Origin of the sequence: Moorena producens 3L, assembly GCF_000211815.1 — a bacterium.
GTDB lineage: Bacteria > Cyanobacteriota > Cyanobacteriia > Cyanobacteriales > Coleofasciculaceae > Moorena > Moorena producens.
On record NZ_GL890850.1, the window covers coordinates 1 to 9,058 of the forward strand.

Annotated in this window: 11 protein-coding genes and 1 pseudogene; 1 reads left to right on the forward strand and 11 read right to left on the reverse strand. The window is 43.7% G+C overall.

All coding sequences use genetic code 11. The features are described from left to right. Nucleotides 1-136: 136 nt before the first annotated feature. Nucleotides 137-285, forward strand: a pseudogene (locus LYNGBM3L_RS50230) (tyrosine-type recombinase/integrase); the annotation flags it as partial. 9 nt (nucleotides 286-294) lie between these two features. Here LYNGBM3L_RS50230 and LYNGBM3L_RS10515 read toward each other — a convergent pair. From LYNGBM3L_RS10515 to LYNGBM3L_RS40320, 11 genes are all read right to left on the reverse strand, one after another. Further along, nucleotides 295-504, reverse strand: a complete 210-nt coding sequence (locus LYNGBM3L_RS10515) for a type II toxin-antitoxin system HicA family toxin (protein ID WP_008182201.1) — start codon at nucleotides 502-504, stop codon at nucleotides 295-297. Next, nucleotides 501-704, reverse strand: a complete 204-nt coding sequence (locus LYNGBM3L_RS10520) for a type II toxin-antitoxin system HicB family antitoxin (RefSeq protein ID WP_008182203.1) — start codon at nucleotides 702-704, stop codon at nucleotides 501-503. Before LYNGBM3L_RS10520 ends, LYNGBM3L_RS10515 begins: the two co-directional genes overlap by 4 nt. 170 nt (nucleotides 705-874) lie before the next feature. After that, nucleotides 875-3,103, reverse strand: coding sequence for a dynamin family protein (locus LYNGBM3L_RS10525; RefSeq protein WP_008182205.1), 2,229 nt, complete (start codon nucleotides 3,101-3,103; stop codon nucleotides 875-877). 228 nt (nucleotides 3,104-3,331) lie between these two features. Continuing rightward, nucleotides 3,332-5,194, reverse strand: coding sequence for a PP2C family protein-serine/threonine phosphatase (locus tag LYNGBM3L_RS10530; RefSeq protein ID WP_008182207.1), 1,863 nt, complete (start codon nucleotides 5,192-5,194; stop codon nucleotides 3,332-3,334). Then, on the reverse strand, nucleotides 5,172-5,354 hold the full coding sequence (locus tag LYNGBM3L_RS40310) for a hypothetical protein (protein ID WP_131826924.1): 183 nt from the start codon (nucleotides 5,352-5,354) through the stop codon (nucleotides 5,172-5,174). Before LYNGBM3L_RS40310 ends, LYNGBM3L_RS10530 begins: the two co-directional genes overlap by 23 nt. Before the next feature lie 203 nt (nucleotides 5,355-5,557). Then, complete coding sequence (locus LYNGBM3L_RS10535) at nucleotides 5,558-6,148, reverse strand: FHA domain-containing protein (protein WP_008182209.1); 591 nt, start codon at nucleotides 6,146-6,148, stop codon at nucleotides 5,558-5,560. Next, a complete protein-coding gene (locus LYNGBM3L_RS43240) occupies nucleotides 6,145-6,303 on the reverse strand; it encodes a hypothetical protein (RefSeq protein WP_154659746.1) in 159 nt (52 codons plus the stop codon). The genes LYNGBM3L_RS10535 and LYNGBM3L_RS43240 overlap by 4 nt, the downstream gene beginning before the upstream one ends. 100 nt (nucleotides 6,304-6,403) lie before the next feature. Continuing rightward, a complete protein-coding gene (locus LYNGBM3L_RS10540) occupies nucleotides 6,404-7,798 on the reverse strand; it encodes a vWA domain-containing protein (protein ID WP_008182210.1) in 1,395 nt (464 codons plus the stop codon). 15 nt (nucleotides 7,799-7,813) lie between these two features. Further along, a complete protein-coding gene (locus LYNGBM3L_RS43245) occupies nucleotides 7,814-7,963 on the reverse strand; it encodes a hypothetical protein (protein WP_154659747.1) in 150 nt (49 codons plus the stop codon). A 139-nt stretch (nucleotides 7,964-8,102) separates the two neighbouring features. After that, the gene (locus LYNGBM3L_RS10545; protein WP_008182213.1) at nucleotides 8,103-8,474 is read right to left on the reverse strand and encodes a hypothetical protein; all 372 of its coding nucleotides are present in this window, start codon (nucleotides 8,472-8,474) and stop codon (nucleotides 8,103-8,105) included. 144 nt (nucleotides 8,475-8,618) lie between these two features. Further along, entirely contained in the window at nucleotides 8,619-8,846 is a 228-nt protein-coding gene (locus tag LYNGBM3L_RS40320; RefSeq protein ID WP_131826922.1) for a hypothetical protein, read from the reverse strand. Nucleotides 8,847-9,058 lie beyond the last annotated feature (212 nt).

The window sequence follows — 9,058 nt, forward strand, 5'->3', positions numbered from 1 at the left end:
TAATAGACATTATTGTAGGTTTCTACAATTTTAGGAAGGCAAAAGGCAAGAGGCAATAGGCAAGAGGCAATAGGCAAGAGGCAATAGGCAATAGGTAAGAGGCAATAGGTAAAAAATCCTTTGTACCTCATAGCTTCGGACGTTTTGTAGTGATCTATTGGATGGGGGAGTGGATATCGTTACGGTTCAGAAGTTGGCGGGTTATGGGTCTCCTGTGACCACTGCCAAGTATGATAGACGGGGGGAGAGACGAAGCGGTTGGCGGTGCAAAAGTTGAGGTTGTGATCAAAGGTGTTACTGGAGATCTGATTCTTCCAATTCTGCTATTTTCATCAATGCTTTTAGGGTTCCTCTCTTCAAATCTTGATTTTTGTGAACTGGAACGGATAGGATTTTTTGAGCTCCTGGCTTTTCATAAATATGATGGCTTCCTGTAATTTTTCTCAAAACCCATCCTTTTTTCTCAATAATTTTACAGAATTTTTTGCCAGAAACAGATTTCATACTGTAACTTCCACAATTTTGCTGTTGGGTTCAGGAATATAGGAATTGCTGGCAACTTCTAACCAACCTTCAATGGCATCTTGAAGATTTGCTAAAACCTCTTCCATTGTGTCTCCCTCAGTAATGCAGCCAGGTAGTGCGGGTACTTCTGCCCAAAAACCACCTTCTTCTGCTGGATGTATTGCGACCTTAATCTGCATTTGGGTTTGCTTGCTCAATAGTTTTTTGTGTATTTTAACTCATCACATCATGGGTCAATCAGATGATCCGGTGTACTTTTGTCAACCTTATCCACACCCTGAATACTCTTACTTTTCGCTCTTTCCACTTCAAATTTTGTCAGTCAACCAGGCTGATAGCTTACGCAAAGTTAGTTCAAAAACTGCATAGATTCCAATTTGTTGCTGCTGATTGCTTTCTGGAGCAAATTTTGCCACTCCTGCTGAATTTGTTTATGTTCTTTGAGCCTTTGGAACTCAGGCCATACTTTCGAGCGAATTTCTTCCTTTCTTAGAAAAGTCCGCCACTGGTCTCCTATATCTTTGGCATAGTGAATGCGATCAAAAAACTCTCCGATGATGAAGTATCTGACTTGGCTCGGCTCAGTTAACCACTGATCTAAGGTTTCTTTGCATTTAATGACCACTTTTTTATGAAGAGCTTCTAGACGATTTTTTACTTCTTGTTGATTAAACTCTTCAACTTGGGATTCTCCTGACTCTGAATTTTTAATGCTCAGGGTGTTGTTGTTGATTAGATCCGGTTCAAGTTCGTCATCAAAGTGCTGTCGAATACTGTGTATAATTAATCCCTCATAGGAAACTTGAGACTCCCAAAGGGTTCGGAATCCTAGCTCTAATTGATTGTTATACTTATCGAGTAACTCGGTCATCACCCCTAGAAACTTGGCGTCCCGTTCCTTGGTTAGATTCCCCAAGTGCCCCTTTTTCAGGTTTACCAGCACATTTGTTACTTCTGATTTGAGCTGCTCCACTGACTGCTGTAGCCCTTCGTTTAAGGAAAGGAAATGCTTTGAGAGGTTGGCTCGCATCGCTGCAATCGACCCGTAGTAGGTAGACCTGTAAGAGCCTCCGAATCGGTCTGTGCGTTGTCTTTCAATTTCGTCTAGTTCTGGAATTCCCGGGTCACTTTGGCAGGCTTTCATTACAGTATCGACTTTTGCTTTAAAGTAAGGATCAACTGTTTCCCGGTTTTTTCTGAGTTTTTTGAGGAATTTTTCAAGACTGTCAGATAGCTCTTCTTTAAACTCCTTGAATCGCTCCACAAATAACTGGTCTTCATCCCCAAATCCAGCTAGGGCTTTACTGGCTTTCTGTAAATCAGTTTCTAAGTCTCTGTGGAGGATATCTATGTGGTCTTGATAAGCTTTGGCATATTTACTGTCTAGGTCTTCAATGTTGTCCACTAGGTAGTCTAGAATTAACTCCAAAACTTGGTTAGCTTGGTCAGGATTAGAACAGTCAGCGATTACACAATTAACCACCTCTATGTGGTTTTCCCGAATCGTTCTTTTAAGGGTTTCACAGCCTTTAGAGTTGTCTTGATCAGCACTGCTCATTTTGTTGAGTACCATGAAAGAGCGAGCTGGCAGGTCATTCAGGGCTTTCTGGGCTGTGTCATAAAGTTTCGTATCTCTCTCTTCCCATTGGTAGCCTACAGGGTCTGGTCTCCGCACAAAAAGAACCACATCCACTCGCTCCCCTAGGGTTTGTAGCATCAGCTTTTCATCCCCTACTCTGAGGTCCCCTAAACCGGGTATGTCTACTAAGGCAATCTTTTCAACTTCGGATTTACTGAAAGGACAGAATATCTCTACTTCTCTGACTGCCAAAACCGCGAAGTTACTATTGGGATCTTGTTGGTGAACTACATAGTTGCGTATTTCTTCCTTGGAAACCCGATCTAATACCCGAGGGGAGTTTGCTTCCAGTAGATGGCGATACTGATTGAAATGAGCATAATATTCGTTGCGGAGGCGTTCGTACATGGCTTTTTTTGTGGCAGCATCACTAGGCAGTTCGGGAAGCTGACTAGCAAAGTCATCCAAACTCTTTGGTTTGGGTGCTAAGCCTAGTTCTTCGTAATAGGAGCCAATGACTTCTTTGAGAAATGAGTCTTCATCATGGAATGTTACCCTAGCATAGGTTGGTTGATTTTGATGATAGACTGTACTCCTAACTGCTGTGCAGGCTCCTCCTTCACGAGCAGGAATCTCATCATCGGAAAGTCCACTCAAACTTTTGAGTAGTGTACTTTTACCTTGTCGCATTAACCCCACGACACCAATATTAAGGGTGCCACGGTCAAAGCGTTTATGAAGTTGAGCTAGTTTATTACTTTGAAATTCCAAGCGCTTGAGCAGTCCAGGGAAATTGATTTGTTGTAAGTTCCCAGCTATTTCAGCATTATCGGGTAATTGAATTAGCTTCTGGCGGTGTTTTTCTAGCTCAAGTAGTGTGGAGTGAAGGGTTTTTAGGTGGTTTTCTACACTGGTGAGGCGTTCAATAAAGGGTTTGCGCTTTTCGAGAATTTCCGTAAGACGAGAGGCTATATTGGTTCTCTGTTGATTGGTGTACATAAGTTATAGCGTTTGGATTTGAGTTGTGAACATAGTCTTTTAGGCAAGAGGCAAGAGGCAAGAGGCAAGAGGAACCCACCCCTAACCCCTCCCAGGAGGGGAAGGCAAGAGGCAAGAGGCAAGAGGCAAGAGGGTAAAGATATCCGTATTTTTATTAGACAATAAAAAAAGACATCCTCGGTTTACATCTCATTTATAAATGCTATACTTTATTTAAGTGCAGATGCCTCAACTAGCATTTTTTATACAACACTCCAATGCTAAAATTGTAGCATTATCATATGCTCCATTATCTATAACTTTTTGGATAATTTCGTCAACAGCTGCTTGTAAAGGCTGAGTTTTTTTAAAAGTTTCCGCTAGTTCAGTATCTGACACTAAACTCCAGACACCATCTGAACAGAGCAGCAAGATATCACTATCTTCTAGAGCTAGGGATAAGTCTTGACTAAAGTGGCTCAAATCTTGGACATAACCATCACTAAGTCTTGGTTGTGAACCCAGGGCTTTAGTAAGAATATTACTATCTGGATGGTCAAGACTTTCTTGATAGGTGATTTCACCACTGGCCAGTAACATCGCTACTAGTGAGTGGTCTTCAGTTAATTGACATATTTGTTCTTTCCTGATTAAGTAAATACGACTGTCTCCCACATGAGCCACTAGTAAGTTGTTACTAATCCCTAAAATTACACTTAGTGTGGTTCCGCCGTTTCGTACGGCGTTAGTTACAGATTGGTTAGCGTTTTGGAATAATGATACCAACCAATCTGTCTGCTGGTTGACAGTTTTCAACTCAGAGGGAATCGGTTGCTCAAACACGGTTTTGATGGCTAATTGACTGGCTAACTCTCCCTGAGACATGCCACCCATACCGTCAGCAACAGCGGCTAAAATCATAGTATCACCATTACTCAACTGTTGCTGTCGTACTCCATAACTATCTTCGTTGTGTAAACGACTAGTTGAGAGTCCTACTGTTGATTTACTGGCCACTTGCCATTGAACTTGGGTGGTCTGAAATGATTTACGAGTTTCAATTAAGAGACTCAGTAAGTGGGAAAGGGAGAAGCGTTCTTCTGGAACAGAAGAGAGGCAAATCTTGAGCAGTTGATAAATCTGAGGAATGGGCTTAATCTGGATGTCAAGAGTCTGGTCTTGTGGAAGAAGCTGTTGATGAATAGCTTGGTAAAGCAGCGCTCCCACAGTGTAACTGCTCATTGACTCCTGGAAGGGATTACCGGAGGAGAGTTCAAAAGCGCAGTAGTTTCCTAACAAGCCATAGTCGAGCTTTTGATCAATAGGATAGGCACTGGTTAAATCAAAAAACTTGATCGGTTTTCCGATTTCAATCAGTTTCGGAATCACATCAACCAAGCACCACTGACGCTGATATAAATAGTAAAAACATTGACAGATGGGGATAATCAGTGATAGAGACTCTTGATCAGAATGCTCTTCTTGCAGCCAAGTCTCTAAGGTTGATTGACTGTCTGGCAGCGACGTTAATAGCATCAGCCTTTGACCAGAGGTGTCAGGACTGATTTCATTTTCTGGATAGTATTCTTCCTCTAGATATTCAGATTCAGGCTCAGGGTCCTTAGGGGTTTCCGAGGAATCTTCTCTAGTATCTTCTCTAGTTTCAGAGTTGAGCTCTTGGTCAGTTGTTTCTTCTTCACTAACTGTTGCTTCTGATTCCTCTTGGTCAGTGGTAACTGGAGACTGTTGCTCAGAAGATTCTATCTCCTCTGGCTTCTGTGTCTCCGGTTCTGGCTCCAGGGAGGGTGGGCTAGGGTTAATAACTACAGAGTCTTGGATGGTACTAGCTAGTAATTCGGCAATCATGGCATAGTTACCTAGCTTTTCCCTTAGCTGTAATTCTCGACTTAGCCCACCGTCACTAGACCCCACACGCAGCAAGGCCAAGTTGCCTGTAGTGGGACTGGGGTCAGTAGACTCAAGGTTGACTTCAAAGTTGACTTCAAAGTAGTGAATACCTGCTGTCAATTGACCTAGGTATGACCGGACTTTGAGGTGATAGTTGTCTATCGGGAATTCTGCATCTTGTTCAATTACTAAACCATTGGTCATAAGCTGGTATTGATTTAAATTCCATGGTTGTGAGAGTGGGGGAGTCGGGAGTCGGGAGCGGTGCGACCCGTGGCGAATTTAATTCGCCAACGGAAAGCGCACCGAGGGAGTCGGGAGTCGGGAGCAGGCAATAGGCAATAGGCATGCTAGCAATAGGCAAGAGGTAAGAGTGAAAAAAATCCTGTGTACCTCAGGTGCGACCTGTGGCGAATTTAATTCTTAATGGTAAGAGCGCACCTCATAGTTATGAAAAACGCTGTCATCATAATCTCCCCATCTCCCCATCTCCCCATCTCCCCATCTCCCCACACTCCCGATTCCCGATTCCCGATTCCCGATTCCCGACAAATATGAGATGCACTGTTATGGGCTTTGGAAGAGGAAACGAATTTTAGCGATCGCAATTTCATCTCCGGGATTGATGGTTTCCGGTCGGGTAATTTTGGCATTGAAGCGAGTTTTACCAGCAGGCTTGATAAAAACACCATTGGTAGAACCAAGGTCTTTGATTTTCCATTGCCCTCCCTCTCGATAAATTTCTGCGTGGTGGCGGGAGACTGTCTCGTTACCGACAAATGGCTCTAAGTCAATATCAACAGGACCCATATCTGGATCAAAGATGCCGATAAGATTGCTATGATCTAGCCAGAATTCTGGGACAGGAGCATCAGCTTGCTTAGCAATCAGTTTCGCTATTAAAGCAGTATTAGTAATAGGAGGAGTTGGAGGTATAAAGGGCTGGGGTTGGGGTTGCTCTAGGGTGATTGGTAGAGGCTCATCAAGAGGTTGTGCTGGTGTAGTTTTCCAGGGATTCTGCTGAGGAGGTTGGATTATGATTGGTGGTTGAGATTCAGGTGGTACTTTGGTTTGGGATTGTAATTCAGAACCACAAGCCTCACAGAATTCGGTTCCTTCTGGGTTTTTATCATAGCCACAAATTGAGCAGGTAATCATTGATAAATCCTTGGTGAGTAAATATATATAAAGGGAGTCGGGAGTCGGGAGTCGGGAGTCGGGAGTCGGGAGGAGTGCGTTAGGGGCGGGCTTGCCCTGATGTTCAAGCTCGTAGCCAGGGTTGGGACAGTCCGCCTGGGAATTGAAACAGGCAAGATGCCTGTTCCACCAAGATGCCCGCTGACGGCTGACGGCTGACGGCTGACCGCTGACCGCTGTTCGCGTAGCGTGAGCTTTTAGCTCACCGCTGACGGTCTAAGTTCCTGAGAGGTTACGAATCTGTTCTTCTGAAAGGTCACTATTAATATCTCCAGTCATTTTGATAGTCTTACCTCTGGAACCCATTTTGATGGTTTTACGAGTTCCAGAAGAAATCTTGCGAGTTTTGCGTAACTCGTCTTGAGCTTGATTGAGAGAGTCAAGCATGGCTTGGTTGCCAATCCTGACTGTCATCCGACGGGCAGTATCTAAGAGTTTTCCTGCTTCTTCGGGATTACTATCAGCCAGTCTGGTAGCTTGAGTTACTAGCTGAGAAATATTGCACTGTTGTACATAACCCATTACTTCTGGGTCTACTTGTGCCGCTCCGCTCTGACCAGGAACAAATTGAACTACCACATTTTGAGGTGGCAGCTCACCTCGGCGATTTTGTCCTGGAATATCGTAGGTTAAACCAAGTTGAGCAATACGTACACGGGAGCTGCTGTGACTGTCGATGGTGAATTCCAGAATAAAGACTGTTTCATCATTGGCCATGGCGGTGCCAATCAGATAGGGGTATTGAATCAGGGGAAATTCCGCTTGGTCAGGGTAAGCCCGGACAACACGGGTGAGTTTTACCCCCTTAACTGTCTTGGCAGTAAGGGTAAGGTTATTAATAACTTCCTGTTGGGCTTGGCTAAATTCTCTAAACAGGATTTGGGGTAAGTCCCTAATAGCAACATCAGTACCTGTGGCATCTCCTGAAACGATATGGTGAAGGTGACCAGCGGTAGTATCGCTGAGGTTGATCAGTAAATCTTCATTGTAGTCACCAACTCCCAAGGCTGTAATGGGGATACCGTTTTCCGAAAATTGTTTCGCGAGTTCCCGACATTCTTCTTCATCAAAAGCTTGACCATCAGTAAAGATTAAAGCATGACGACTGGTCATGGTTTGACCGGAGAGCATAGTCAGGGTCTGCTCCATCCCTTCTCCCATGCAGGTGCCACCACTGTAGTTACGGAGTTTCTCAATCCCTGCTTCTAACTGGCTGGTTTCAGTTGCTGGTGTTAGTCCAACAATAGTAGAGGCTTGGTCGTCAAATTGGATAATGGCAATGCGATCGCTTCCACCTAACTGGTTAGAGCGCACTAAATTTAACAGTGACTCAATCACAATATCGATCTTGGTTTTACCACCTATCACTTCCTCATAGTCGTTTCCATCCTGTGTGTAAACTCTACCTGTAGGTTTTGTGTCCCCTTCCACCACTTCATACATGGAACCACTGGTATCGATCACAAAAGCAAAACTAGTTGAGGGTAGCTCGACTGCTACTTCTTTGGTCGGTCGCAGTTTCAACATCACAAATAGTTTCTGGTCTGGGGTATCCGCAGGCAGAAATTCACGATGAGGAGTAATTGTTACATATAGGGGTGGATTACTCATTGTTGTATAGGGTTTTTATTTGAGTTGTGAACATAGGATTGAACTAAAAAGGGAACCGGGAATCGGGAATCGGGAATCGGGAATCGGGAATCGGGAATCGGGAATCGGGAATCGGGAATCGGGAATCGGGAATCGGGAACCGGGAAAAAATTCTATGTACCTCATAGTTATTAAAAACGCTGTCTAAATCTAGAGATAATAAATGAATTAATTGTGATAATTTTTGATGCCATATTCTTGACTTCCTACTCCCTACTCCCTACTCCCTACTCCCTGTTCCCTGTTCCCTACTTCTACAATAATTCTAATTAAAATTCAACGGCGGTAACATTCCTGAAATAGGTTCTATCCCAGACAAATCTGGGTAAATTGGATGGGGTATTTCTTGATTACCGGCTTCTTTCATCTGACTAATCAGTAAAGGTAAAGCCATAGTAATTGAACTGTCTCTAAAGCCTTCTTCTATGTCTTTTATCCAGGTTTCTATGATTTTATTAAGGTTATCATCATTAATTTTGTATAGGCTTTGCTCTTGAAACCAATTTCTCAGTTTTTCTCGCTCTGATTTAGGGAAAAATAAATCGGGATTATCTTCCTGGCTTTTGTCTAAATTAATGGCATAGCTGTATTCATCTTCTATATTATTTATATGGAGAATGAATGTATAGTTTACCATTTTATAGGAGTTATCGATTGGGTTTTTTTTTAGGGAATCGGGAATCGGGAATCGGGAATCGGGAATCGGGAATCGGGAATCGGGAATCGGGAATCGGGAATCGGGAATCGGGAAACAAGATTGTTTGGCTCCTTCCAGATAGGGTTAGTAATTATAATGGTGTAGTTGTGAACTAGACCAGGAAGAAAACTCTACCGCTTGTGCTGGAGATGATGCGTTCGCGAAGCGGTTCCGAAGGAACATCGCGCCCAATTTCCCACACTCGCCACCAAGACCTGTAATACCAATCCGTGTCGGAATTGTGAGAATTTTTGTTACCTTTTCCCGACTCCCGACTGCCGACTCCCGACTCCCTCGGTGCGCTTTCCGCATCTAATTATTAAATTCGCCACGGGTCGCACCGCTCCCGACTCCCGACTCCCGACTCCCTGTTCTCTTTGATATATTAATCTTCAAGTTCCTCTCGCTTTAGATATTGTCCCCATAAGTAAAATGGCACTGCACCTCCAACTCCCATGACCACGAAAGTACCCAGAAACATGGTCAGTCTGATCGGTAAAGGAAGTGACCATCCAAAGGAGGTA